The sequence below is a fragment of the Rhizobium sp. SYY.PMSO genome (assembly GCF_046840415.1).
Lineage (GTDB): Bacteria > Pseudomonadota > Alphaproteobacteria > Rhizobiales > Rhizobiaceae > Rhizobium.
Genome location: NZ_CP177349.1, coordinates 2943635 through 2968088, shown reverse-complemented (window position 1 = coordinate 2968088; position 24454 = coordinate 2943635). Strand labels below are relative to the sequence as shown.

General features: G+C 61.9%; 26 protein-coding genes and 1 pseudogene. 13 read left to right on the top strand and 14 right to left on the bottom strand.

Annotated features, from left to right (window positions below; all coding sequences use genetic code 11):
• Window positions 1–32: 32 nt before the first annotated feature.
• From ACJJVH_RS14455 to ccmA, 5 genes are all read right to left on the bottom strand, one after another.
• Window positions 33–644 carry a DsbE family thiol:disulfide interchange protein gene (locus ACJJVH_RS14455; protein WP_113384843.1) on the bottom strand — a complete coding sequence of 204 codons (612 nt, stop codon included), beginning with the start codon at window positions 642–644 and terminating at the stop codon, window positions 33–35.
• The gene (ccmD, locus tag ACJJVH_RS14450) at window positions 641–814 is read right to left on the bottom strand and encodes a heme exporter protein CcmD (protein ID WP_412064210.1); all 174 of its coding nucleotides are present in this window, start codon (window positions 812–814) and stop codon (window positions 641–643) included. Before ccmD ends, ACJJVH_RS14455 begins: the two co-directional genes overlap by 4 nt.
• 1 nt (window position 815) lies before the next feature.
• Window positions 816–1577, bottom strand: a complete 762-nt coding sequence (locus ACJJVH_RS14445) for a heme ABC transporter permease (RefSeq protein WP_113384842.1) — start codon at window positions 1575–1577, stop codon at window positions 816–818.
• Window positions 1578–1757: 180 nt separating this feature from the next.
• A complete protein-coding gene (ccmB, locus tag ACJJVH_RS14440) occupies window positions 1758–2417 on the bottom strand; it encodes a heme exporter protein CcmB (RefSeq protein ID WP_113394121.1) in 660 nt (219 codons plus the stop codon).
• Window positions 2418–2673: 256 nt separating this feature from the next.
• Window positions 2674–3321 (bottom strand): heme ABC exporter ATP-binding protein CcmA, encoded by a 648-nt coding sequence (gene ccmA / locus ACJJVH_RS14435; protein ID WP_412064209.1) that lies wholly within the window; start codon window positions 3319–3321, stop codon window positions 2674–2676.
• A gap of 263 nt (window positions 3322–3584) precedes the next feature.
• Between ccmA and acnA the strand changes: the two genes are divergently transcribed.
• From acnA to ACJJVH_RS14420, 3 genes are all read left to right on the top strand, one after another.
• On the top strand, window positions 3585–6275 hold the full coding sequence (acnA, locus tag ACJJVH_RS14430) for an aconitate hydratase AcnA (protein WP_112795387.1): 2691 nt from the start codon (window positions 3585–3587) through the stop codon (window positions 6273–6275).
• A gap of 232 nt (window positions 6276–6507) precedes the next feature.
• Window positions 6508–7251 carry a DUF1223 domain-containing protein gene (locus tag ACJJVH_RS14425; RefSeq protein WP_112795388.1) on the top strand — a complete coding sequence of 248 codons (744 nt, stop codon included), beginning with the start codon at window positions 6508–6510 and terminating at the stop codon, window positions 7249–7251.
• 284 nt (window positions 7252–7535) lie between these two features.
• A complete protein-coding gene (locus tag ACJJVH_RS14420; protein ID WP_112795389.1) occupies window positions 7536–7937 on the top strand; it encodes a DUF2794 domain-containing protein in 402 nt (133 codons plus the stop codon).
• A gap of 54 nt (window positions 7938–7991) precedes the next feature.
• Here the strand turns inward: ACJJVH_RS14420 and ACJJVH_RS14415 are convergent, their stop codons facing one another.
• The 4 genes from ACJJVH_RS14415 to ACJJVH_RS14400 form a co-directional block, all read right to left on the bottom strand.
• Window positions 7992–8549, bottom strand: coding sequence for a GNAT family N-acetyltransferase (locus ACJJVH_RS14415; protein ID WP_113369833.1), 558 nt, complete (start codon window positions 8547–8549; stop codon window positions 7992–7994).
• 120 nt (window positions 8550–8669) lie between these two features.
• A complete protein-coding gene (locus tag ACJJVH_RS14410; RefSeq protein WP_112795391.1) occupies window positions 8670–9410 on the bottom strand; it encodes a Bax inhibitor-1/YccA family protein in 741 nt (246 codons plus the stop codon).
• A gap of 196 nt (window positions 9411–9606) precedes the next feature.
• A complete protein-coding gene (locus ACJJVH_RS14405) occupies window positions 9607–12153 on the bottom strand; it encodes an ABC transporter permease (RefSeq protein WP_412064208.1) in 2547 nt (848 codons plus the stop codon).
• Window positions 12150–12860, bottom strand: coding sequence for an ABC transporter ATP-binding protein (locus tag ACJJVH_RS14400; RefSeq protein WP_112795393.1), 711 nt, complete (start codon window positions 12858–12860; stop codon window positions 12150–12152). The genes ACJJVH_RS14405 and ACJJVH_RS14400 overlap by 4 nt, the downstream gene beginning before the upstream one ends.
• An 82-nt stretch (window positions 12861–12942) precedes the next feature.
• Between ACJJVH_RS14400 and ACJJVH_RS14395 the strand changes: the two genes are divergently transcribed.
• Both ACJJVH_RS14395 and thpR read left to right on the top strand, forming a co-directional pair.
• Entirely contained in the window at window positions 12943–13593 is a 651-nt protein-coding gene (locus ACJJVH_RS14395) for an arylesterase (RefSeq protein WP_113369835.1), read from the top strand.
• A 68-nt stretch (window positions 13594–13661) separates the two neighbouring features.
• Window positions 13662–14258, top strand: coding sequence for an RNA 2',3'-cyclic phosphodiesterase (thpR, locus tag ACJJVH_RS14390; protein ID WP_112795395.1), 597 nt, complete (start codon window positions 13662–13664; stop codon window positions 14256–14258).
• On the opposite strand, the gene ACJJVH_RS14385 is transcribed toward thpR, so the two are convergent.
• Entirely contained in the window at window positions 14207–14671 is a 465-nt protein-coding gene (locus ACJJVH_RS14385) for a low molecular weight protein-tyrosine-phosphatase (protein WP_412064207.1), read from the bottom strand. The two genes, thpR and ACJJVH_RS14385, sit on opposite strands and share 52 nt — an antisense overlap.
• Before the next feature lie 35 nt (window positions 14672–14706).
• Here ACJJVH_RS14385 and ACJJVH_RS14380 point away from each other — a divergent pair, with 35 nt between their 5' ends.
• Window positions 14707–15012 carry a 4a-hydroxytetrahydrobiopterin dehydratase gene (locus ACJJVH_RS14380; protein ID WP_412064206.1) on the top strand — a complete coding sequence of 102 codons (306 nt, stop codon included), beginning with the start codon at window positions 14707–14709 and terminating at the stop codon, window positions 15010–15012.
• A 79-nt stretch (window positions 15013–15091) separates the two neighbouring features.
• Window positions 15092–15481: a YkvA family protein gene (locus ACJJVH_RS14375; protein ID WP_112795397.1), complete on the top strand. Its 390-nt coding sequence runs from the start codon at window positions 15092–15094 to the stop codon at window positions 15479–15481.
• Between the two features lie 9 nt (window positions 15482–15490).
• Here the strand turns inward: ACJJVH_RS14375 and ACJJVH_RS14370 are convergent, their stop codons facing one another.
• Window positions 15491–15769: a hypothetical protein gene (locus tag ACJJVH_RS14370; protein WP_162703937.1), complete on the bottom strand. Its 279-nt coding sequence runs from the start codon at window positions 15767–15769 to the stop codon at window positions 15491–15493.
• A 45-nt stretch (window positions 15770–15814) separates the two neighbouring features.
• On the opposite strand from ACJJVH_RS14370, the gene ACJJVH_RS14365 reads away from it, so the two are divergent.
• From ACJJVH_RS14365 to ACJJVH_RS14355, 3 genes are all read left to right on the top strand, one after another.
• The gene (locus tag ACJJVH_RS14365) at window positions 15815–16357 is read left to right on the top strand and encodes an invasion associated locus B family protein (protein WP_112795398.1); all 543 of its coding nucleotides are present in this window, start codon (window positions 15815–15817) and stop codon (window positions 16355–16357) included.
• A gap of 285 nt (window positions 16358–16642) precedes the next feature.
• Complete coding sequence (gene rlmN, locus ACJJVH_RS14360; protein WP_112795457.1) at window positions 16643–17878, top strand: 23S rRNA (adenine(2503)-C(2))-methyltransferase RlmN; 1236 nt, start codon at window positions 16643–16645, stop codon at window positions 17876–17878.
• A gap of 5 nt (window positions 17879–17883) precedes the next feature.
• Entirely contained in the window at window positions 17884–18300 is a 417-nt protein-coding gene (locus ACJJVH_RS14355; protein ID WP_112795458.1) for a hypothetical protein, read from the top strand.
• 93 nt (window positions 18301–18393) lie between these two features.
• Here ACJJVH_RS14355 and ACJJVH_RS14350 read toward each other — a convergent pair.
• Window positions 18394–18504: pseudogene (locus tag ACJJVH_RS14350) on the bottom strand (LysE family translocator); the annotation flags it as partial.
• Between the two features lie 63 nt (window positions 18505–18567).
• Window positions 18568–19422 carry an SDR family NAD(P)-dependent oxidoreductase gene (locus ACJJVH_RS14345; protein WP_412064205.1) on the bottom strand — a complete coding sequence of 285 codons (855 nt, stop codon included), beginning with the start codon at window positions 19420–19422 and terminating at the stop codon, window positions 18568–18570.
• A gap of 181 nt (window positions 19423–19603) precedes the next feature.
• Here ACJJVH_RS14345 and ACJJVH_RS14340 point away from each other — a divergent pair, with 181 nt between their 5' ends.
• Complete coding sequence (locus tag ACJJVH_RS14340; protein WP_113358943.1) at window positions 19604–20827, top strand: argininosuccinate synthase; 1224 nt, start codon at window positions 19604–19606, stop codon at window positions 20825–20827.
• 77 nt (window positions 20828–20904) lie between these two features.
• Here the strand turns inward: ACJJVH_RS14340 and ACJJVH_RS14335 are convergent, their stop codons facing one another.
• The gene (locus tag ACJJVH_RS14335; protein WP_112795401.1) at window positions 20905–21387 is read right to left on the bottom strand and encodes a MarR family winged helix-turn-helix transcriptional regulator; all 483 of its coding nucleotides are present in this window, start codon (window positions 21385–21387) and stop codon (window positions 20905–20907) included.
• A 162-nt stretch (window positions 21388–21549) separates the two neighbouring features.
• Here ACJJVH_RS14335 and ACJJVH_RS14330 point away from each other — a divergent pair, with 162 nt between their 5' ends.
• Together ACJJVH_RS14330 and ACJJVH_RS14325 are read left to right on the top strand one after the other, a co-directional pair.
• Window positions 21550–22191, top strand: a complete 642-nt coding sequence (locus tag ACJJVH_RS14330) for a LysE family translocator (RefSeq protein ID WP_412064204.1) — start codon at window positions 21550–21552, stop codon at window positions 22189–22191.
• Window positions 22192–22288: 97 nt separating this feature from the next.
• Window positions 22289–24352 (top strand): M3 family metallopeptidase, encoded by a 2064-nt coding sequence (locus ACJJVH_RS14325; protein WP_412064203.1) that lies wholly within the window; start codon window positions 22289–22291, stop codon window positions 24350–24352.
• The last annotated feature ends 102 nt before the right edge of the window (window positions 24353–24454 follow it).

The following is a 24454-nucleotide window of genomic DNA, read 5'->3' as shown; positions in this document are numbered from 1 at the left end:
TCGGGCACCTTCTCCCCGAGGGGAGAGGGAAGTTACGGAGCAGATTTCCCCTGCGCCTTCGCTATTGCCGGATACAGCCCTTCCTTCAGGCTGGTCGGCGTGAAGGGGCCGACCTGCTTGTAGAGGATCGTGCCGTCGGGCGAGACGAGATAGGATTCCGGAATGCCGTAGACGCCCCAGTCGATGGCGGCGGAGCCGTTCGGGTCGATGCCGATGGCGTTGTAGGGATTTCCGAGTTCGCCGAGGAAGCGGAGCGCGTTCTCGCTCGTGTCCTTGTAGTTGATCGCCACGATGTTGAGCTGGCCGCTCTTGGCGAGTTCCTTCAGCACCGGATGCTCGTCGCGGCAGGGGATGCACCAGGAGGCGAAGACATTGACGAGGGTCAGCTTGCCCCTGATGGCATCATCGGTGAGCGCGGGCAGATTGGAACCTTCAAGCGGCGGCAGGGCGAGCTTGGGCGCCTTGGTGCCGATCAGGGCCGAGGGAATGGCCGATATGTCGGTGCCGTGTACTTCCTGATCGTACATGACCTTGCCGACGGCAAGGGCGATGCAGGCAAAGACGATGAGCGGGATCAACGCCAGCAGATAGCGCGCCGTGCCGCCCGATTTCGGCCGATCGTTGTTGTCGGTATCGGCAGTCATTTCGCATCGCCTTCGGGCGGGCGCTTGGAGCGGCGGCGAATGCCGGAGGCTTCGAGCGCCGCCAGTTCGCGGCGGCGCAGGCGTCCGTCGATCCATATCCAGGCAATGACAGCGAGGATCATGACCGCGGCAAAGCCGTAGGACCCGAAAACGTAGAAGGGATGCGTCATGCTATTCCTCCCGGCTGGCCATGCGTGCGGCGATGCGGCGCTGCGCGGCAATGCGCCGCCGCCAGATCTCGTTGCGGATCGCCATCAGATGCAGCGTGAAGAACAGCAGCGTGAAGGCGAGCGCCATGGTGAAGAGCGGCCAGAGGAATTCCGCGTCGATGGCCGGTCCATCCATGCGCATGATGCTTTCCGACTGATGCAGCGTGTTCCACCAGTCGACGGAGAACTTGATGATCGGGATATTGACGAAGCCGACCAGCGTCAGGACGGAGGCGACGCGGGCCGCCTTCGACGGATCGTCCATGGCGCGGTTCAGCGCGATCAGGCCGAGATACATCAGGAACAGGATGAAGACCGAGGTGAGGCGCGCATCCCAGACCCAATAGGTGCCCCACATCGGCTTGCCCCAGAGCGAGCCGGTGACGAGCGCGATCAGGGTGAAGGCGGCGCCGAGCGGCGCTGCCGTCTTGCCGGCGACATCGGCCAGCGGATGGCGCCAGACGAGCGTGCCGATCGCCGACATGCTCATGATCGTGTAGCACATCATCGAAAGCCAGGCCGCCGGGACGTGGATGTACATGATGCGGACGGTATCGCCCTGCTGGTAATCGCCTTCCGTGGAGAAGGAGAGATAGAGGCCGATTGCGAAAAGTATCGCCGAGATGACGGCCAGCCAGGGAATGAGACGCGCCGAAAAGGCCAGGAACCGCGTGGGGTTGGCGAGGTCGGAAAATCGGCTGATCGCAGGGCTGATATCGCTCATGCGGCTTGTTTAACCCGATATGGCTTTTCCGGCAATCGACCGCATTGTCTCAGATGGACGAAACAGTATCTCCGTTAGAACCTTTCCGCTTTTCCTCGAAACGTGAAAACGCTCTATCCTTTTGTTGTTACGCAATTCCGGAGGGAAAACCGCTTCGCACTTTTCCTGGAATTGCTCCGATCAATCTGCCGTGTTGCGCAGCGCAAGGGCCGCGGCGGCCGGGCCGATGACGGCGAAGAACAGCGTCAGCGCGATCAGGATCAGGAACGGCGGCAGGAAGGGTTGCGGCCCCTCGACGGCGGCATAGGTGGCGCCGACGCCGAAGATCAGCACCGGGATCGCCAATGGCAGCACCAGAATGGAGACCAGCAGGCCGCCGCGCGGTAACGCCACGGCCACGGCAGCACCGACCGCGCCGATGAAGGTGATTGCCGGCGAACCGACGAGCAGGGTCAAAGCCGTCACGCCGATTGCCGTCTCGTTCATATTCATGAAGAGCCCGAGAAGCGGCGAGGCGATGACGAGAGGCAGGCCTGTCGCCACCCAATGGGCGGCGCATTTGACGAGAACCGTCAGCACCAGCGGCGTCTCCTGCATGACGAGCAGATCCAACGAGCCGTCGTCGCGCTCGGCCTGGAACAGCCGGTCGAGGCCGAGGAGGCTGGCCAGCAGCGCGCCGATCCAGACGATGGCCGGGCCGATGCGCGACAGAAGCTTGAGGTCCGGGCCGACGCCGAAGGGAATGACGGCGACGACGGTCAGGAAGAAGAGGATGCCGATCAGCGCTCCGCCGCCGGCGCGCACCGAAAGCTTGAGGTCGCGGAGGAAGAGGGCGGTCATGAGGAAACTCTTTCATGCTGAGAGATACCCGGGATACCCCCCTCTGTCGCTCTCGCGACATCTCCCCCACAAGGGGGGAGATTGGTAACTTGTGGCGTACACAAGCCCTCATCCAACATCGAATCCGCAGAGACAGAGCTCGTTGGTTTTATAAGCAGGTGCAGCGAACTCCCAACAATCTCCCCCCTTGTGGGGGAGATGTCCCGAAGGGACAGAGGGGGGTATCGAAGGTGCGGCATAGGCAAAAGCATCGAACTCATCCCCACACCCCTTCGCTCACCCCGGCAAACCCCGTCATCCGCATCTCCTGTGCCTTCTCCAGCCCCAGCGGCTGGTGCGTTGCAGCAAGAACGATGCCGCCGTTCTTCTGATGGGCCGCAATCAGCTGCGCGAAGAGCTGGTCCGCCGACGTGTCCAGCGCTGCCGTCGGCTCGTCTAGAATCCAGATCGGGCGATGGGCGACCAGGAGCTTTGCGAAGGCGATTCGCCGCTGCTGGCCGGCGGAGAGGTAGCCGAAGGGCAGATGCGTGATGCCGGCAAGGCCGACGGCGTCCGCCGCCTCATCGACATCCAGACCGATGCCGCCTGCCGTGTCGCCGAGAAAGGTTTTCCAGAAGGCGAGGTTTTCCGCGACGCTCAGCTCGGATTTCATCGCATTGCGGTGGCCGAGATAGTGGCTGGCTTCGCCTGCCGGCCGGTCCGATTCGCCGTCATTTCCGATGAATGCGACACGTCCTTTTTCCGGCCTCAGAAGGCCTGCCACAACGCGCAGAAGCGTCGATTTTCCCGAGCCGTTGCGCCCGGTCAGAACAAGGGCGCCGCCACCCTCCAAGTTGAAGGAAACATTCAAGAAAATCAGGTCTTCGCCCCGCCTTGCGGCCAGATTTTCAGCGCTTAGATGCATTCGCTCAGGCTTTCCCTATTTTCTTTACCGCAATGCGCAAAAAATTGTCCAAATTTGCATCTTGTCACTCTGGCAAGTCTTTACGAAATTATCTATAAGACCTGCAACCACGCCAGCGGTCGGCGTGAATTTCATCCTTGCGCCGAACATAAGGTTTTCTGCCTTACGTGCGGACAGCGGAAATGGCCGTACCCGCATCCTGATGTGCATAAAGTGCATAGGCGTTCGCACGACTGTGTTGGCTATCAGAAACGGGGTATCTCGTGTCTAAATCTCTTGACAGTTTCAATTGTCGTTCCACGCTGACCGTGGACGGGAAAGACTATGTCTATTTCAGCCTGCCCAAGGCTGAAGCCAATGGTCTGCCCGGCGTTTCCAAGCTGCCTTACTCTATGAAGGTGCTTCTGGAAAACCTGCTGCGTTTTGAAGACGGGCAGTCGGTCACGAAGGAACATATCCTTGCCGTCGCCGAATGGCTGACCAACAAGGGCACCGTCGAGAACGAAATCGCCTATCGCCCGGCGCGCGTGCTGATGCAGGACTTCACCGGCGTTCCCGCCGTTGTCGACCTTGCTGCCATGCGCGACGCGATGGTCTCGCTCGGCGGCGATCCGGAAAAGATCAACCCGCTCGTTCCCGTCGACCTCGTCATCGACCACTCCGTCATCGTCGACGAATTTGGCACGCCGCAGGCTTTCGCCCGCAACGTCGAGCTGGAATACCAGCGCAACGGCGAGCGCTACCGCTTCCTGAAGTGGGGCCAGCAGGCATTCAAGAATTTCCGCGTCGTTCCCCCCGGCACCGGCATCTGTCATCAGGTGAACCTCGAATATCTCGGCCAGACCGTCTGGACGAAGGAAGAAGACGGCGAAACGATCGCCTATCCGGACACCTGCGTCGGCACCGATTCGCACACGACCATGATCAACGGCCTCGGCGTTCTCGGCTGGGGCGTCGGCGGTATCGAGGCTGAAGCCGCCATGCTCGGCCAGCCGGTTTCCATGCTGCTTCCGGAAGTCATCGGTTTCAAGCTGACCGGCAAGCTCAAGGAAGGCGTCACCGCGACCGACCTCGTGCTGACCGTCGTGCAGATGCTGCGCAAGAAGGGCGTCGTTTCGAAGTTCGTCGAATTCTTCGGCCCCGGCCTCGACGCGTTGCCGCTCGCCGATCGCGCCACCATCGGCAACATGGGTCCGGAATACGGCGCGACCTGCGGCTTCTTCCCGGTCGACAAGGAAACGCTGAACTACCTCAACATGTCCGGCCGAGCCAAGGACCGCATCGCCCTCGTCGAAGCCTATTCCAAGGCTCAGGGCATGTGGCGCGACAATGACGGCGCCGACCTCGTCTTCACCGACACGCTGGAACTCGACCTCGGCGACGTCGTGCCGTCGATGGCCGGTCCGAAGCGTCCGGAAGGCCGTATCGCGCTGGAAAACATCGCGTCCGGTTTCGCCGGCTCGATGGACACCGAATACAAGAAGCCCGGCCAGCTCTCCAACCGCTATGCGGTCGAAGGCACGGATTTCGATCTCGGCCATGGTGACGTCGCGATCGCCGCCATCACGTCGTGCACCAACACGTCCAACCCGTCGGTGCTGATCGCTGCCGGCCTTCTCGCCCGCAACGCCGTCGCCAAGGGCCTGAAGAGCAAGCCGTGGGTCAAGACCTCGCTGGCACCGGGAAGCCAAGTCGTCGGCGAATACCTCGCCAAGTCGGGCCTGCAGGCCGATCTCGACAAGCTCGGCTTCAACCTGGTCGGCTTCGGCTGCACCACCTGCATCGGCAACTCCGGCCCGCTGCCGGCGCCGATCTCCAAGACGATCAACGACAAGGGCCTGATCGTCGCCGGCGTCCTCTCGGGCAACCGCAACTTCGAAGGCCGCATCTCGCCGGACGTCCAGGCGAACTATCTCGCTTCGCCGCCGCTCGTCGTCGCCTACGCGCTCGCCGGCTCGGTGCAGCTCGACCTGACGAAGGAGCCGATCGGGGAAGACCAGAACGGCAAGCCGGTCTACCTGAAGGACATCTGGCCGACCTCGCACGAGGTTCAGGAATTCATCCAGAAGTACGTCACCCGCGAGCTCTACGAGAGCAAGTATGCCGACGTCTTCAAGGGCGACGCCAACTGGCAGGCCGTTCAGGTTCCTCCGGGCCAGACCTATGCCTGGGACGATAACTCGACCTACGTGCAGAACCCGCCCTACTTCGTGGGCATGGGCAAGACGGGTGCCGGCGTTTCCGACATCAAGGGCGCCCGCGTTCTCGGCCTGTTCGGCGACAAGATCACCACCGACCACATTTCCCCGGCCGGTTCGATCAAGGCTGCCTCGCCGGCCGGTGCCTACCTCATCGGTCATGGCGTCGGCGTTGCCGACTTCAACCAGTACGGCACGCGCCGCGGCAACCATGAGGTCATGATGCGCGGCACCTTCGCCAACATCCGCATCCGCAACCACATGCTCGGCCCGAACGGCAAGGAAGGTGGCTACACCATCCACTATCCGTCCAAGGAAGAGACGTCGATCTACGATGCGGCCATGCAGTACAAGGCCGAGGGCGTTCCGCTCGTCATCTTCGCCGGTGTCGAGTACGGCAACGGCTCGTCGCGCGACTGGGCTGCCAAGGGCACCAACCTGCTCGGCGTGCGCGCCGTGATCGCCCAGTCCTTCGAGCGTATCCACCGCTCGAACCTTGTGGGAATGGGCGTCATCCCCTTCGTCTTCGAGGAAGGCACCACCTGGGCCAGCCTTGGGCTGAAGGGCGACGAACTCGTCACCATCGAAGGTCTGGAGCACATCAAGCCGCGCGAACGCAAGATCGCCAAGATCACCTATGGCGACGGCTCGGTGAAAGACGTTCCGATCATCTGCCGCATCGATACGCTGGATGAGGTCGTCTACGTCAACAACGGCGGCATCCTGCAGACCGTTCTGCGCGATCTCGCTGCCTGATAGGCCTTCGAGGCACACTTGCACGCCGCCGGGGAAACTCTCCCGGCGGCGTCTTGTTTTTCACGCTGATGTGTACGGCGGGCCGGCTGCCTGGCCTTCGCCTCACCCCTTCGTGACTTTGCGTCATCGCGCTAAACTATTATCTCTTGTTTCAGTTTTTTCGGGCTTGATGTGGGCTTGGTCGCCCAGGGAGCGTGAGCGTTTCGGGGTTTGAGACAGAGGTAAAGAGGAAATGCGCCTTCGATTTTCGGTTCCACTTCTGGCAGGCATCGCGCTGGCAAGTTCGCTGCACGCGCAGGAGGCCGCGAAGATCAAGGGTGTCGTCGAGCTTTTCACCTCGCAGGGCTGCGCCTCCTGTCCCCCCGCCGATGCGGCATTCCGCAAGCTGATCCGCCAGGGCAATGTCGTGGCGCTCGCTTACCATGTCGATTACTGGAACTATCTCGGCTGGAACGACACCATGGCGTCCAAGGACAATACCGCGCGCCAATATGCCTACGCCCGCACGATGGGACGTAGCGGGGTCTATACCCCGCAGGCGATCGTCAATGGCCGCGACCATATGAACGGTGCCGACCTCAACGCCATCAATGTCAAGCTCGACGATTTCCAGCGTGTCGGCGAGGGACTGACGATCCCCGTCAACGCGGCCATGAAGGGCGATGAGCTCGAAATCAAGATCGGGGCCGGCCAGGGCAAGGCCAATGTCGTCATCGTCTATTTCGACAAGGAGCAGATGGTGGCGCCGAAGGGCGGCGAAAACAACGGCCAGCAGATCGCCTATATGCATGCGGTGTCGGATGTCGAAACCGTCGGCATGTGGGACGGCAAGGCCATGAGCGTCGTGCTGCCTTCCAACGTGCTCGACAAGGCCGGCCGCAGAGGCATGGCCGTCCTCCTGCAATCCTCGACGCCTTCGGGCGATCCGGCGGCGATTCTCGGGGCGACGGTTCTGACGATCGGCTCGGACGGCTGAATGGCCTTTCCGAATCTCGGCATGCGCCGAAAGGAGAGGTGCCCGGCGAGGACGCATTCGGGGCTGGGGTTTAATCGATGCGCCCCGGCCGGGCCGTTTGACGCGGCGGCGCCAAACGGCCCTCTATACTTCCTGTAAATTGGGCGTCGGTTTGACTGAAATGCGGCGCGGACGAGACGCTTTCGGGCATGGGAAAGAAATTGTGAGCCGTCAGCCGTCTTGCAATTTGCCGTGGCTGAGGCAAACTGTCATTCTCCTGTCATGAGATAACCCTTGGGGGATTGATGACTGATCAGCCGGATTTGCGACACGGCGAAAGCCGTCCCGTCGATACGAATTCCTCCGTTGTGGTCGATCTCAGGGAATACAAGCAGAGCAAGGACCCGCTACCGGTGACGTTCCATCGCCGGGAACTGGATGCGATTCTGTGGATCTACGGACGCATGGTCGGCGAGGGCGAATGGCGCGACTACGCGATCGACCATCTGAAGGACATGGCGGTTTTCTCCGTCTTCAAGCGTTCCGGCGAGATGCCGCTCTTCCGTATCGAAAAGAATCCGAAACTGGCCGCCAAGCAGGGTGCCTTTTCCGTCGTCAATACCAACGGCATGATCCTGAAACGCGGCCACGACCTGCAGCAGGTCCTGAAGGTTTTCGACAAGCAGTTGAAGCTGGTGGATAAGTAGCTTCTCTCCGTTGGCTATGTGGCGAGGGAGCATGCGGCCTCTACGAGAGCCGGCTTAACCTCCGAACAGCGTCCCCGGATAGACCGCAGGGTCGGGATCGCTGCCGTTGCCGTCCCCGAGCGCTTTCTGCATCAGCATGGTATCCAGCCATCGGCCGTGCTTGTAGCCGGTGCCTTTCAGGAGGCCGACCTCGGCGAAGCCTGCGGCGCGATGCACGGCGACGGAGGCGGGATGGGCGCCGCCGATGACGGCGATCATCTGGCGGAAGCCGAGGGTCTGGCAGTTTTCGACCAGCGCATCGAGCAGCAGCCTGCCGACGCCGCGACCGCGTGCTTCCGGGGCGAGATAGATCGAATCCTCCACCATCCAGCGATAGGCCGGCCGGGTACGGAACGACGAGGCATAGGCATAGCCGAGGAAAGTGCCGGCCTCGTCTTCGGCGACGAGATAGGGATAGCCCCTGTCTCGGATCGCCTGAAAGCGGCCCGCCATTTCCTCGTGGTCCGGCGGCGTAATCTCGTAGCTTGCCGTGCCGTTCAGGACGGAGTCGCGATAGATGGCGGTGATGTGGGGAAGATCGTCTGCGGTAGCGCTGCGGAGACTGACGGACATTTGCTTCCTGTTGCCTGATTTGCCGGTTTGCGACGGTCGCTATCAAATCGCAGGGTTCGTGGCCAGGCAAATGAAAAAGGCGGCCGAAGCCGCCTTCCGTTTCTCATTCATGCTGCGCGATCAGCGGCGGTTGCCCATGAATTGCAGCAGGAACATGAACAGGTTGATGAAGTCCAGGTAGAGCGACAGGGCGCCCATGATGGCCTTGCGGCCAGCTACGGTCGCATCGTCGGCTGTATAATACATCTCCTTGATCCGCTGCGTATCGTAGGCGGTCAGGCCTGCGAAGATCAGTACGCCGATCACCGAGATGGCGAACTGCAGCGCGGACGAATGCAGGAAGATGTTGACCAGCGATGCGATGATCAGGCCGAAGAGACCCATCATCATGAACGAGCCCATCGCGGAGAGATCACGCTTCGTCGTGTAACCGAATAGCGACAGCGCGCCGAAGGAGGCGGCGGTCACGAAGAAGGTCTGCACGACGCTCTGGCCGGTGTAGATGATGAAGATCGACGACAGCGACAGACCCACCAGGGCTGCGTAGGCCCAGAAGGTCGTCGTCGCGGCGGCCACGCTCATGCGGTTGATCCTGAAGCTCAGGAAGAACACCATTGCCAGCGGAGCGAGGATGACCACCCACTTCAGCGGGCTCAGGTAGATCGCCTGGCCGAAGGCCGTGATCTGTCCGTCTGCGAAAGCGAGCGAGAACGAGAGATAGGCGGCAACACCCGTGATCGCCAGACCCAGCGCCATCAGGTTGTAGACCTTGAGCATGTAAGCTCGAAGGCCCTCGTCTATCATCGCACCGGACTGCGCACCGCTTTGCGCCCGGTTTTGGTAATTGCGAAAGTCAGCCATGTTTTCCTCTTTCAAGCTCCGATGAAACTACGGTGTCGGGTCTTCGAGGCCCAGGCGCCGCTGCGGAGCTCCAGCATGCCTGCACAAGAATATGAGGCTTTCGGGCCTCATACACAAGGGTCAAGCGTTCCGCCTCATGTTAAATCGATGTAATATCGGGCGGTTTCGGCGGCTTCCGCTTCCGCTCCGGAGCGAATCAGAGCTCGCGCAGAACGGGTGCGGCCTTCTGGCCGAGGATGCGCCATGTTCCGATGAGGCCGATGCCGACGGTCAGTACCAGGGCGACGATCAGCGTGGAGAAGGCGACATCGGGCAGGAAAGCCGAGGGCAGATGCATGACGCGGCTGACGATGTACCATGCGGATGCCGCCCCGGCCATCAGCGCGAAGACGGCGGTCGCCGCGCCGAGGATCAGGTACTCGTAGCTGAAGGCGCGAATGAGCGTCGCGCGCGTCGCGCCGAGCGTCTTGAGGATGACGGCGTCGTGCGTGCGGGCGCGATTGCCCGCAGCCAGTGCGCCCGCCAATACCAGCACGGAGGCGATCAGCGCGACGGAAGCGGCCGAGCGGATAGCTGTGGCGAGCTGTCCGACAAGCGTGCTGACGACATCGAGTGCATCCTTGACGCGGACGCTGGTGATGGTCGGATAGGTATTGGTGACTTTGCGCAGGATCGCCGCTTCCTGCTCGGAGGTAGCGGACGTGTCGGTCAGCGTCGCCAGCCAGGCATGCGGCGCGCCCCTGAAGGTATTGGGCGAGAAGATCATCACGAAATTGATCGACAGCGACTGCCATTGCACCTTGCGGAAGCTGGCGATCTTGGCGGTAATGTTGCGGCCGAGCACGTTGACGGTGACCTTATCGCCGAGCTTCAGGCCGAGCGCCTTGCCTTCCTCTTCGGAAAACGACACCAGCGGTTCGCCGCCATAATCCTTGTCCCACCATTTGCCTTCGGTGACGGAGGCATTCTCCGGCACGGTTTCGGCATAGGTGATGCCGCGGTCGCCGCGCAGGACCCATTGTCCGGCGGCCGGCACCTTCATCTTGGTCACGTCCTCGCCGTTGAAGGCGACGATACGGCCGCGCAACATCGGCGCTTCCACGAGCTTGCCCTTGGGATCGACGTCGAGGACGATCTTGCGGAAGCCTTCCAGCTCCGGCCCCTGAATATCGACGAAGAAGAAGTTCGGCGCCTGCTCGCTCATGCGTCCCATCAGCTCGCGACGCATGTTGCCGTCGATCAGCGTCAGCGTCACCAGCAGCGCCAGGCCGAGGCCGAGCGACAGTACGACGGACGAGGTGAGCGCACCCGGCCGGTGGATGTTGCCGATCGCCAGCCGCAGCGCAGGCGAGCGCACGCGCGGGCTGCGGCGGGCAAGCCAGGAAAGCAGGGCGGCGACCAGGCGCAGCACGACGAAAGCCCCGGCGATCGAGACGATAAAGACGATCGCCAGGAAGCGGTCATAAGCGGTAAAAATCGCCAGCGCTGCAAGACCCGCCATCAGCAGGCCGGCGGCGAGCAGATAGGGCCAGCCGGGCAGGCGGCGGGCTTCGAAGCCCTGCTCGCGGAACAGCGCCGTCGCCGGCACTTCGCGGGCATGGCCGAGCGGCGGAATGGCAAAGGCAAGCGTGGTCAGCAGGCCGAAGAGGGCAGCGAGCGTCAGCGCGCCGGGATAAAGCCGCGGCGCGGTCGAGATGGGCAGGAATTCGGCCATGAACTGCGAAGCTATCATCGGCGCGATGGCGCCGAGGACGAGGCCGACCGCAATGCCGGCCAGTGCGAGGACGGTGATCTGGATGAGATAGATCAGCACGACGACGAAGGCCGGCGCGCCCAGGCACTTGAAGGTGGCGATGGTCGTGCGCTTGGAATCGAGGAAGGCCCGCACGGCATTGGCTACGCCGACGCCGCCGACGATCAGGGCCGCCAGGCCGACGAGCGTCAGGAACTGCGAGAAGCGCGTGACGTTGTCGGCAAGCGCCGGAGCCGCGCGGGCACTGCTGCGGATCGACCAGCCTGCCTGCGGAAAGGCGGCATTGGCGCGGTCGCCGATATGGCGGATGCCGGCTGCCGGGTCGTCCATGCGGATCCTGTAGGACTGCTCGACGAGGCTGCCTGTGGTGATCAGGCCGGAGGCGATCAGGGCATCGCGGCTGGTGAGCAGGCGGGGCGCGAAGCCGAAGCCTTCGGAGACGGCATCCGGCTCGCTCTGGACGGTGCCGGTGATGCGCAGCCTGGCGTTGCCCAGCAGTAGGTCGTCTCCGACCTTTAGGTTCAGGCGCTCGAGCAGCAGAGGGGCTGCAACGGCGCCGTAGGTGTCATCTTTCGCGGCAAGCAGCGTCGAAAGCGGCTGGTTCGGTTCGGCTTCGAAGGTGCCGTAGAGGGGATAGGCGCCGTCGACCGCCTTGACCTCCACCAGCGCCTGGTCCGAGCCGTCGGGCAGGCGGGCCATGGAACGCAGGCCCGTGGAGCGGGAAACCTTGCCCAGGCTTTCGAGATAGGCGAGCTCTTCCGGCGTCGCCTCACGGTTGCGCAGCTGGAAACGGACGTCGCCGGCCAGCAAGGACTGCCCCTGCGTCGAGATGGCGTCGGTGATCGAACGGGAAACGGAGTTGACGGCGGCGATCGCGCCGGTGCCGAGCGCGATGCAGGCGAGGAAGATGTAGAAGCCGCCGAGGCCGCCGCGCAGTTCGCGCATGGCAAGGCGGAAGGCGAGGGGCAGGCGCAGTCCCGCCGCTCTCATGCCATCGCCGCCTGGCTGGCGCGCGTCCGCGCGCTGTCGTTCTCGATCTCGCCGGAGCGGACGCGGATCTGGCGCGAACAGCGGGCGGCAAGGGCGGGATCATGGGTGACGAGCAGCATGGTCGTGCCGCGCTCGGCCTGCTGGGCAAAGAGCAGATCGGCGATCTGGCGGCCGGTGTCGGTGTCGAGATTGCCTGTCGGCTCGTCGGCAATCAGGACAGCCGGAGAGGGCGCCAGCGCGCGGGCGATCGCGACGCGCTGCTGCTCGCCGCCGGAAAGTTGGCCGGGATAGTGCGTGAGCCTCTCGCCGAGCCCCACCGCCTCCAGCTCGCGCCGGGCGATATCGAAGGCGTCCCGGACATTGGCAAGCTCCAGCGGCACGGCCACATTTTCCAGCGCCGTCATATTGGCGATGAGGTGGAAGGACTGGAAGACGATGCCGATATTGCGGCCGCGAAAATCGGCGATGCGATCCTCGCTGAGACTATGCAGGGGCGTATCACGGATCAGGAGTTCGCCGCCGTCGAGCTTTTCGAGGCCGGCCAGCACCATGAGCAGGGTCGACTTGCCGGAGCCGGACGGGCCGACGATGCCGACGGCCTCGCCCTCCATGACGGTGAGATCGATGCCCTTCAGCACATGGACCGATGCGGCGGCATTGCCGAGCGTCAAATCCGCCTTCTTCAGCTCGATGATGGTTTTTGCCAATGCGAACGCCCTATATATCGGAGAACATCAGGGATAATGGCGGGCGCGATTTGGCCCGAGCAGCGAATCTAGGGAATGGATCATGGGTTTTAAAGTTGCCGCGCTTCACTTCGCTGTCATCACTTTCGGTCTTTTGTTTGGCGCGGCAGGCGTTGCCGAGGCGCGGACGATCCAGCTGGTCGGCTTCGGCGATAGTCTGATGGCGGGCTATCAGCTGCCGCCCGGCGACGGATTTCCGGCCAGGCTGGAGGCCGCGCTGAAGGCCAAGGGGCTGGATGTGGCCATCGCCGACGCCGGCGTTTCGGGCGATACGACATCGGGCGGCCTCTCGCGCATAGACTGGTCGGTCCCCGACGGCACCGACGGCGTGATCCTGGAACTCGGCGCCAACGATGCGCTACGCGGCATTCCTCCGGAGCAGACGGAAAAGAACCTCGAGACGATGATCGAGCGGCTGAAGGAGAGAAAAATCCCGGTCTTTCTCGTCGGCATGCTGGCGCCGCCGAACATGGGGCCCGACTATGCCGGCAAGTTCAATCCGATCTACAAGCGATTGGCCGGCAAGTACCAGCTTTCGCTCTACCCATTTTTCCTCGACGGCGTGGCAACCCATGCGGATCTGCAGCTGTCGGACGGGATGCATCCGAACCCCAAAGGGGTCGATGTCATGGTCGAGCATATCTTACCGGCCGTTATGAGTTTTGTAGGGATGATTGACGCAGGTGCGAAATAGATGCTTGCACCGACTGCAAATGCGTGATTCCCTGCTTATACCTGCAAGAGATTCGGGGAGTCCTCGTCATGCCGAGACTTTTTACCGCCCTCGAAATTCCGCGCAACGCGGCCATGAGCCTGTCATTGTTGCGCGGTGGTCTCCCGGGAGCCAGGTGGATCGACGTCGAAAATTATCACATCACCCTGCGGTTCATCGGCGATGTCGATGGCCGGACGGCCGATGAGATCGTCGACCGGCTGGACCGGATAGATCGCCCTGAGTTCCAGCTTCGGCTGGAGGGCATAGGTTCCTTTGGCTCCAAGAAACCGCATTCGGTCTGGGCCGGGGTCTCGCAGACGCCGGACATGTACGCGTTGCAAGGCGAAATCGAGCGTATCTGCCAGCGCATCGGCCTGCAGCCCGATCCCCGCAAGTTCACGCCGCATGTGACGCTCGCCCGGTTGAAATCCTCGCGGGTGGACGACGTGGTGCACTATCTCTCCGGCCGCGGCAATTTTTACACCCAGCCGTTTACGGTCGGGCGCTTCGTACTTCTGTCCTCGCGCGAATCGGTTGGTGGCGGTCCCTATCTCACGGAAGAGATATTCCCGCTTCACGAGCCGCGGAGCGCTTACCCGAGTTTGGGCAAGAGCGCGCTGCAGCCAGCCAAGAGCATGGTATAGACTGCCTCGAAATCCTCGCGATCGCCGTAATAGGGATCGGGAATGTCCTTGTCGCCGTCAAGCGTGAAGGCGTGGAAGAGGTGCAGCCTGCCGAGAGCGTGAGCGGGCGCTGCCTTGCGCAAGTACTTCAAATTGTCTTGATCCATCGCCAGGATCAGATCGAACCTGCCGAAATCGGCGGGTTCGATGCGTCGGGCGCGCTGACCCGAAATATCGATTCCATGACCGGCCGCGGCCGCAATCGAACGGCGATCCGGCCGCTGCCCCCGATGCCAGCCGCCGGTGCCGGCCGAATCGATTTCGAACTCACCCGCGCGGCCGGCCTTGCTTGCCAGATGCCTGAATATGCCTTCGGCAAGGGGCGACCGGCAGATGTTGCCGGCGCAGACGAAAAGAATCCTGTGACGATCCATGCTATCGTTCAACCGCTGAAGAGGAGTGATCCGTCATGAAATACGAGAAGCTGGACCGCGCGGCAATCGATGAAAACCTTGCGGAGCTCAACGGCTGGGCGCTTGCGGCCGACGGTCTTTCGATTTCGAAGACGTTCAAGTTCCGCAATTTCGTCGAGGCCTTCGGCTTCATGACGGAAGCCGCCCTCGCTGCGGAAAAATTCAACCATCATCCGGAATGGTTCAACGTCTATTCCCGTGTCGAGGTGAAGCTGACGACGCATGACGCCGGCGGCCTGACGGATCACGACGTCAAGCTGGCGAAGGCGATGGAGAAGGCGGCAGCGCGCCGGATCCATTGACCGGATCGATTGAATCGCGGCCTGCGATCACCATATGTTTACACGGTCCGGGCAACGGGCCTCGATAGAGGTGAATGGAATGGATGACATCAAGTACGGGGAAATCCTGTTGCCTGGTGACGAAGAGACCCAAAAAGAGCAGGAGAAATCGGTGCGCAGCAAATTCTGGCCGACCTTGCGAAAGGCGGCTCGCCATATTCCCTTTTCCCGCGACGTCGTGGCCGCCTTCTATTGCGCGCTCGACCCGCAGACGCCGACGCGCGTTCGCGGCATATTGCTGGCCGCGCTCGGCTATTTCGTCATGCCGGTCGATATCATCCCAGATTTTTTTGCCGTTATCGGATATTCGGATGATGTCGCTGTGCTGACGCTCGCCTTCAGCATGATCAGGGGCCATATCCGCCAGGAACACTACGATGCCGCCGACCGGGCATTGGAGAACGAGCCCGCGCCCATGAAGACGGCCTGATGCCCGCTTTCAGGGGAGATCCGAATCCTCTCGGGTTTCCAGAGATTTATGAGCTCCCCCTGATTTTAGCGAGGTCAAATTCTTGCCCGAATCTTTCTGTCTTAAATCGAAGCTGTTGGATGGTGTTCCCATCATCCGGGTTTTCCAATTCCTTCTGATGCGTTTCAAGCTTTGCGCGATATCTGGATTGAAATGGCACGGAGCCAGTGGTGGGCAGCGTTCCGTTGACGGTTTGGTAACCTGAATAAAGTCAAAATAAGGCAGCTCACGAGCATCGGCGTGCGTCAATCGAATCGCCATGAGCTCTGGACCGCAAGAAATCGGCAGGAAACCATGTTTGTAAAAAGCTTCGCAATCGCCCTCTCGCTCGTTCTGGCCGGAACCGGTATCGCGTCCGCGCAGACCAAGAAGCAGACCCAGGCAGCGGCAGCACCGGCGGCTCCCTCGCGCATTCAGCAGTTCGACGCCTGGGGCGCCTATTCCTACCAGTCCGCCGGCGGCAAGGTCTGCTACGTCCTCTCCGTGCCGACCGCCAAGACGCCGGCGACGGGCATCGATCACGGCGATAATTTCTTCATCGTGTCGCAGCGCCCCGGCCAGAACATTTCCTATGAGCCGCAGGCGATGATGGGCTATCCGCTCAAGGACAATTCCAAGGTCAACGTCGTCATCGACAACAAGTCCTTCGTGATGTTCACCAAGGATAAGGCCGCCTGGGTCGAAAACGCCGCGCAGGAGCCTGCGCTGGTGGCGGCGCTGAAATCGGGCCATTCGCTGAAGGTTTCGGCGACCTCCAAGAAGGGCACGGCCACGTCCTATACCTATTCGCTGAAGGGCGTCAGTGCCGCGCTGAAGCAGATCGAAAACTGCAAATAAGATCGAGGGCCGAGAGATCACGGTAATGTGATCCTCCCGCTGCCGCGACCGCAATGATGAGGCCGGTCATGTAGACCGGCCTTTCGCTTTTGAGGGCCAGCCTCGCTTTTAAGGGAAAGGGATGACGCGGGCGGAAATTAATGCTAAAGGCCGCGCCAACAGCAGGTGTCCGGCAAACAGCTTGTCCCGCCACCGCATGAATCTTCAGATTTCCGTGCCTTGCCCGCATCCGCAGCTTTCGTCAGCTTTTGCGGCATCGCCGATGTGAACCGTTGGAACGATCCTATGTCCGCCACCGATGTCATAACTCCCTCCAGGCTCAAGCCGATGCCGGTATCGCAGCCGGTCGAGCTTTCACCGAAGCCGTCGCTGATCGGCATGACGCGCGAAGAAATGGGCGCGGCTCTGAAGGAAAAGGGCGTCGCGGACAAGCAGATCAAGATGCGCGTCAGCCAGCTCTGGAACTGGATCTACGTGCGCGGCGTCTCCGATTTCGATGCCATGGCGAATGTCTCGAAGGACATGCGCGAAATGCTGAAGACGCATTTCACCATCGCGCGTCCCGAAATCGTCGAGGAGCAGGTGTCCAACGACGGCACCCGCAAATGGCTGCTGCGCTTTCCGCCGCGCGGCGCGGGACGTCCCGTCGAGGTCGAAAGCGTCTACATTCCGGAAGAAGGGCGCGGCACGCTCTGCATTTCCAGCCAGGTCGGCTGCTCGCTCACCTGTTCCTTCTGTCACACCGGCACGCAGCGCCTGGTGCGCAACCTGACCGCGGAGGAAATTCTGTCGCAGCTGCTTTTGGCGCGCGACCGGCTCGGCGATTTCCCGGACCGCGAAGCGCCGCAGGGCACGATCATGCCGGCCGAGGGCCGCAAGGTCAGCAATATCGTCATGATGGGCATGGGCGAGCCGCTTTATAATTTCGACAGCGTCAAGCGGGCGCTGCTGATCGCATCGGACGGCGACGGCCTGTCCCTGTCGAAGCGGCGCATCACCCTTTCGACCTCGGGCGTGGTGCCGGAAATCTATCGCACCGGCGACGAGATCGGCGTGATGCTGGCAATCTCGCTGCATGCCGTGCGCGATGACCTGCGCGACATGCTGGTGCCGATCAACAAGAAGTATCCGCTGAAGGAACTGATGGACGCCTGCCGCGCCTATCCCGGTCTTTCGAATGCCCGGCGCATCACCTTCGAATATGTGATGCTGAAGGGCGTCAACGACAGCCTGGAGGATGCCAAGGGGCTCATTCAGCTGCTGAAGGGCGTGCCAGCCAAGATCAACCTGATCCCCTTCAATCCCTGGCCCGGCACGAATTACCAGTGTTCGGACTGGGAGCAGATCGAGAAGTTTGCCGATTTCATCAATTCGGCCGGTTACGCCTCTCCGATCCGCACGCCGAGAGGGCGAGACATTCTCGCCGCATGCGGCCAGCTGAAGTCGGAGTCGGAGCGCATGCGCAAGACGGAGCGATTGGCTTTCGAAGCAATGATGATCGCCAATCACGGCGAGGATTGAGATTGATGCTCGTTGGATTGCGCAAGCCGATCAGGCTCCTGTGGGGCTATCTCGCCGCTTGCGCTCTGATGGGTTTCGTCCTGGCCTGCGTTGCCGCCTATACCTTGCCGGGAACCGGAGCGCCCGAGCTTTTCGCGCTGACCGTCGAGATGACCAAGGCTGCGATGATCGTCAGCATTCTGCCATCCCTCGTCGTCATTCCGATCATGGAGTGGCGCCGCGTGCGCCGCTGGTTCGGATATGCGATCTACGGCGCCGTTCTGTCGACGGTGGCCTCCATCCTGATTTCAGGTGCCATGGAAAAGCCGCAGCCCCTCAACCTGATCACGATCGCGGTCTGCTTCGCTTTTCTGGGGGCTGCGTGCGCGACCGTCTACTGGCTGATCGCCGGCCGATACCCTATTCTCAACGAGCCTGAGTGAAGAAGATCTTCACCGCGAAAACCGAAGAGACGCTGGCAAAAGCGTAGTCGAGGCCGCGCATCACACAGCGATTCCGCTGCAGCCATGACGGCAGGCCATCGCGCGGCCGATCGACAGGGTCATGCCCGGACCGGGCGTCAGCGCCAGCAACAGACTCGCCGCCGAGAAGGCGAGAAGGGTCGGCAGGCTGGGCATGAAATCCATGAAGCTGCTCCGAAGGCCGGATAGGGGTCGGCGTTTTCCATTCGGCTTCCGGGGGATTGCAAATCAATCCTTCCTTTCCAGGAAGGCCTTGAATTGATCGGCATAGTCGGGGTGCCAGCGCGATAGCGGCGGCCGGTTCTCGACGATATCGCCGGCCGCCCAGAGCATGCGGCGTTCGTCGGTCGGTCGGGCGACATCGTTATCCGGGCAGAGAATGTAGAAATCGCCGCGCGCCAGGCTTTCCACCATGAATTCCACCGTCTGTTCCGGCGTCCAGGCGGCGTCCGGCTTTTCCGCGCGTTCGCCCCTGGTGAGGCCGGTGAAGACGAAGCCGGGGATGAGGAGGTGAGCCGAGATCTTCGCACCTTCCGTATTGCGCAGCTCGTGTTGCAGCGCCTCGGTAAACACTTTCACGCCGGCCTTCGAGACATTGTAGGCGGGATTTCCCGGAGGCGTGGTGATGCCCTGCTTCGAGCCGGTGTTGATGATGAGGCCCGGCTCGCCATGCGCGATCATGCCCGGCCCGAAGACCCGCGTGCCGTTGATGACGCCGAGCAGATTGACGCCGAGGATGGCGTCCCAGCCCGATTGCGCGCTGAAGATCGAGGTTTCCGGGCCGATGCCGGCATTGTTCATCAGCACATGCACCCGGCCGAAGCGCTGCAGGACGGCGCGCTCCAGCGCTTCCAGCGCCTCCTTGGCGGCGACGTCGGTCTCGACGGCCAATACGTGTTCTTCGCCCGTGATCGCCTTGAGTTCGGTGGCTGCGTGCGCCAGCCGGTCGCCGCCGAGATCGGCAATGACGACGCTCATGCCGAGCGAGGCGAAATATTTCGCCGCGGCCAAGCCGATGCCGGAAGCGCCGCCGGTGATGACGGCAACATTGGATTTCCTGAAAATGTCTTGAATATCGGTCAAAGGCGCGCCCTCCAGGCATTGCTTGCTCGCCGCCGAAATATGGTGCTTTCGGAAGGTGTGTCAAACCTCGGTGAGGCGGCGATGCCGCGCCTCCCCTTGCGCCTTGCGATAATCTCGCTAAAAGTTTCGCGACACAGCTTTGCGGGCCTCTCCCCTGGCTCGCCTTGAAACGGAACTCATCATGGCATCACATAAAGACGTGAAGAAAGTCGTTCTCGCCTATTCCGGCGGTCTCGACACCTCGATTATCCTGAAGTGGCTGCAGACGGAGCTGGGTGCCGAAGTCGTCACCTTCACCGCCGATCTCGGCCAGGGCGAAGAGCTGGAGCCGGCGCGCAAGAAGGCCGAAATGCTCGGCATCAAGGAAATCTACATCGAGGACGTGCGCGAGGAATTCGTGCGCGATTTCGTCTTCCCGATGTTCCGTGCCAATGCCGTCTATGAAGGCGTCTACCTGCTCGGCACCTCCATCGCCCGTCCGCTGATTTCCAAGCATCTGATCGAGATCGCCAAGAAGACCGGCGCCGATGCCATCGCCCATGGCGCGACCGGCAAGGGCAACGATCAGGTTCGCTTCGAGCTTTCGGCCTATGCGCTGAACCCGGACATCAAGATCATCGCCCCCTGGCGCGACTGGTCGTTCAAGAGCCGTACCGACCTGCTCGAATTCGCAGAAAAGCATCAGATCCCGGTTGCCAAGGACAAGAAGGGCGAAGCGCCGTTCTCCGTCGACGCCAACCTGCTGCACTCCTCCTCCGAAGGCAAGGTTCTGGAAGATCCGGCCCGGGAAGCGCCGGAATATGTGCATATGCGCACGATTTCCCCTGAGGCCGCTCCTGACAAGGCCACCATCATCAAGGTCGGCTTCGAAAAGGGCGACGCCGTTTCGATCAATGGCGAGCGCCTGAGCCCAGCGACGCTGCTTGCCAAACTGAACGAATATGGCCGCGACAACGGCATCGGCCGTCTCGACCTCGTCGAGAACCGTTTCGTCGGCATGAAGTCGCGCGGCGTCTACGAGACCCCCGGCGGCACGATCCTGCTTACGGCGCACCGCGCCATCGAATCCATCACGCTCGACCGCGGTGCCGCGCACCTCAAGGACGAGCTGATGCCGCGCTATGCAGAGCTGATCTATTACGGCTTCTGGTTCTCGCCGGAGCGCGAGATGCTGCAGGCGCTGATCGACAAGAGCCAGGAGCATGTCGAAGGCGAAGTGACGCTGAAGCTCTACAAGGGCAACGTCATGGTCATCGGCCGCGAAAGCCCGAGGTCGCTTTACTCAGACAAGCTCGTTACCTTCGAGGACGATCAGGGCGCTTACGACCAGAAGGACGCCGCCGGCTTCATCAAGCTCAATGCGCTGCGCCTGCGCACGCTCGCCAAGCGCAACCTGTCGAAGTAATCGACACCAGAATAGAGAAAAGCCCGCTTCCGGTCGCCGGAAGCGGGCTTTTCTTTTTGGAAGATGGCGGCCAGGAATTAATCCACCGGCCTCAATTCGCGTTCGACTTCCGAGGGCGCTTCCGCCTTCTGCAGATTGCTGCGGAAGTCGCAAAGCGCGTCGTGCAACTGCACCTGCAACTCCTTGCCGAAACCCTGCGTCGCATTGCGCTCGACTTCGCAGATTTCCTTGTCGATCTGCTTTAATTTGGCGTCGGCCGATTCCGAAAGCACGATCCGCTTGGCGCGGCGGTCCAGCGGGTCCGGCTGGCGTTCGATCAGGCCTCGCGCTTGCAACTTGTCCAGAAAGGCGCTGACCGTCATCGGCTCCAGCCCCATCCGGGAGGCGATGTCGAGCTGGCGGCTGCCATTGATGGCGGCGACCTGCATCAGCGTTCGGGCTTCCCCTGCCGTCAGTCCGAGCCCGGCGACAAGAATGCGCCGCTCGAAGGCCGCCCTGATCAGTCGGGCGCAATCGCTTACAAGAAAAGCGAGCGAGTCCGTATTAATCCTGCTGTTCATAAGCGCTTCCCTACCTACGCTCTTTAATTTTTGGGCCCCGCTTACGTTCTTATTGTTTTCGTCCCGCGAACACAACGGCTTCTTGATACTTAAAATGAAGCGCAGCTTGACCTGATTCTGCAGAACGCTACTCTCGCGCAATTACCAGTGGGAACAACCATCATGACGCAATCGCTTATTGTCGGCGCCTTTCTCGCCGCGCTTTTCTATGTGCTCATTCCAGGTCCCGCTTTTCTGGCGCTGCTCGGCATCGGGGCGGGGCAGGGGCGCAAAGCCGGCGCCTTCTTCGTCAGCGGCCATCTGCTCGGCGATCTCGTCTGGTCGACGCTGGCGCTGGTTGCGATCGTCGGAGCGAGGACCATCGGCACTTTCGTTTTCGACCTGCTGGGATTGCTGTGCGGCCTCTATCTCGCCTGGATCGGCTGGAACGCCGTGACGGCCAAGCCGAAAGGCGATGGCAAGTCGCTGGTCAATGTCGACCGTCCTTTTCGCCGCGGCCTGATCTTCGGCGTCACCAATCCGAAGGGATATCCCGTCGCGCTGGCAACCTTCACCGCCCTTGTCGCAGGCTCCGCCAGCGCACTGACCTTCAGCGCTCTGCCGCTGCTGCTCATCGTTTCCTTCGCCGGCTTCATAACGGCCGACCTCATTCTCGTCAGCATCATTGGAGCAGGCACGGTGCGGCGCTTCTACCGCGCGCATGAGCGGCTGATCGTGCGTTGCTCCGGCGTATTGTTCATGGGCTTCGCTGCGCAGGCGCTCTGGCATGCCACGCCCGGCCTGCTCGGCTGGCGCAGGGCCTGATTTCCATCGATGAATTTGTTCCGCTCCGCCATACCAATTCGGCGGGGCCGGTCTTATATCGTGCTTCGATCAGATGTCTGCCGAAAGGATGCCCCGCATGTCTTCCCCTACCGCCGTCAATCCCGCGCTCGTCGAATGGACCGGACATCAGGGCCTGCCGCGTTTCGATGCCGTGAAGGATACGGATTTTGCCGCGGCCTTCGATGCAGCGCTCGCCTCGCATGAGGCGGAGATCGATGCGATCGCCAATGACGGCGAGGCGCCGACCTTCGCCAATACGGTGATCGCGCTCGAAATCGCCGGCGACGAACTGTCGCGCATTTCCGCACTCTTCTGGAACAAGGCAGGCGCCCATACGAACGAGACGATCCAGGCACTGGAGCGCGAGATTGCGCCGAAGATGGCGCGGCATTATTCGAAGATCGGCACGAATGCGGCGCTCTTTGCCCGCCTCGACGCTCTGTGGGAGGGCCGCGATGCCCTTGGGCTGACGCTGGAAGAAACCCGCGTGCTGGAACGGCACTGGAAGGGCTTCGTCAAGTCGGGCGCCAAGTTGGAGAAGGCCGAGCAGGAGCGCCTGTCGGCGATCAACGAAAAGCTTGCCGGTCTTGGCGCGCAATTCGGACAGAACGTGCTGGCGGATGAGAAGAGCTGGGTGCTTCTGCTGTCGGAGGAGGCCGATCTTGCCGGCCTGCCGGACTATCTGCGCGATGCGATGGCCGCAGCCGCGCGCGAGCGCGGGGAGGAAGGCAAATATGCCGTCACGCTGTCGCGCTCGATCATCGAACCTTTCCTGACGTCGTCCGAGCGCCGGGACCTGCGCGAGCAGGCCTTCAACGCCTGGGTGGCGCGTGGCGCCAATGGCGGCAAGACCGACAACCGCGAGATCATCCGCGAAACACTGGCGCTGAGAGCGGAGAAGGCAAAGCTGCTCGGCTATGCCAATTTCGCCGAACTCAAACTCGACAACACCATGGCGAAGACGCCGGCCGCCGTGAACGATCTGCTCATGACCGTATGGGCGAAAGCTGCGGCACGCGCTGCGGAAGAAGAAAAGGACATTGCCGGGCTCATCGCCGAGGAAGGCCGCAATCACGAAGTGATGCCCTGGGACTGGCGGCACTATGCCGAGAAGATCCGGACGCGGAAGTTCGATTTCTCCGAAACGGAGCTGAAGCCCTATCTCCAGCTCGAAAAGATCATCGCCGCCTGCTTCGATGTCGCCGGCCGGCTGTTCGGCATCAAGGCCGTCGAGCAGAAGGGCATTCCCGCCTATCATCCCGACGTGCGCGTCTTCGAGATCCGCGACCGCTCCGACAAACTGGTCGCCCTGTTCCTGGGCGATTATTTCGCCCGCAGCTCGAAGCGCTCCGGAGCGTGGATGAGCTCGTTCCAGTCGCAGCACAAGCTGCCGCTGAAGAACGGCCATGTCGGCGAACTACCGATCATCTACAATGTCTGCAACTTCGCCAAGCCGGCGGAAGGAAAGCCGGCATTGCTGTCGCTCGACGATGCGCGCACGCTGTTCCACGAGTTCGGCCATGCGCTGCACGGCATGCTCTCGAACGTGACCTATCCGTCCGTTTCGGGCACCGGCGTTTCCCGTGACTTCGTCGAATTGCCGTCGCAGCTTTACGAGCACTGGCTGACGGTGCCCGATATCCTCAAGGAATATGCCGTCCATTACGAGACCGGCGTGCCGATCCCGCAGGCGCTGCTCGACAAGGTTCTGGCGGCCCGCACCTTCAATGCCGGGTTCAACACGGTCGAGTTCACATCGTCGGCCCTGGTCGACATGGCATTCCATACGCGCGGCGCGGTCGAGGACCCGATGGCGGTCCAGGCGGAAGTGCTGGCCGGGATCGGCATGCCGAAATCGATCGTCATGCGTCATGCAACGCCGCACTTCCAGCATGTGTTTGCCGGCGACGGCTATTCGGCGGGCTACTATTCCTACATGTGGTCGGAAGTGCTCGACGCCGACACCTTTTCCGCCTTCGAGGAAACCGGCGATGCCTTCAATCCGGACATGGCGGCGAAACTCAAAGGCAACATCTACTCCGTCGGCGGTTCGATCGACCCCGAAGACGCCTACAAGGCCTTCCGCGGCAAGCTGCCGAGCCCGGAAGCCATGCTGAAGAAGAAGGGGCTGGCGGCCTGATCTTAGCCTTCGGGTTCAAAATCCGGCCTGATGTCTGAACGCTCTTCCGCATGACGGGAGGAGGCTTGTGAAAGAGCTTTCTTGCCTCCCCCCTTTCGCATT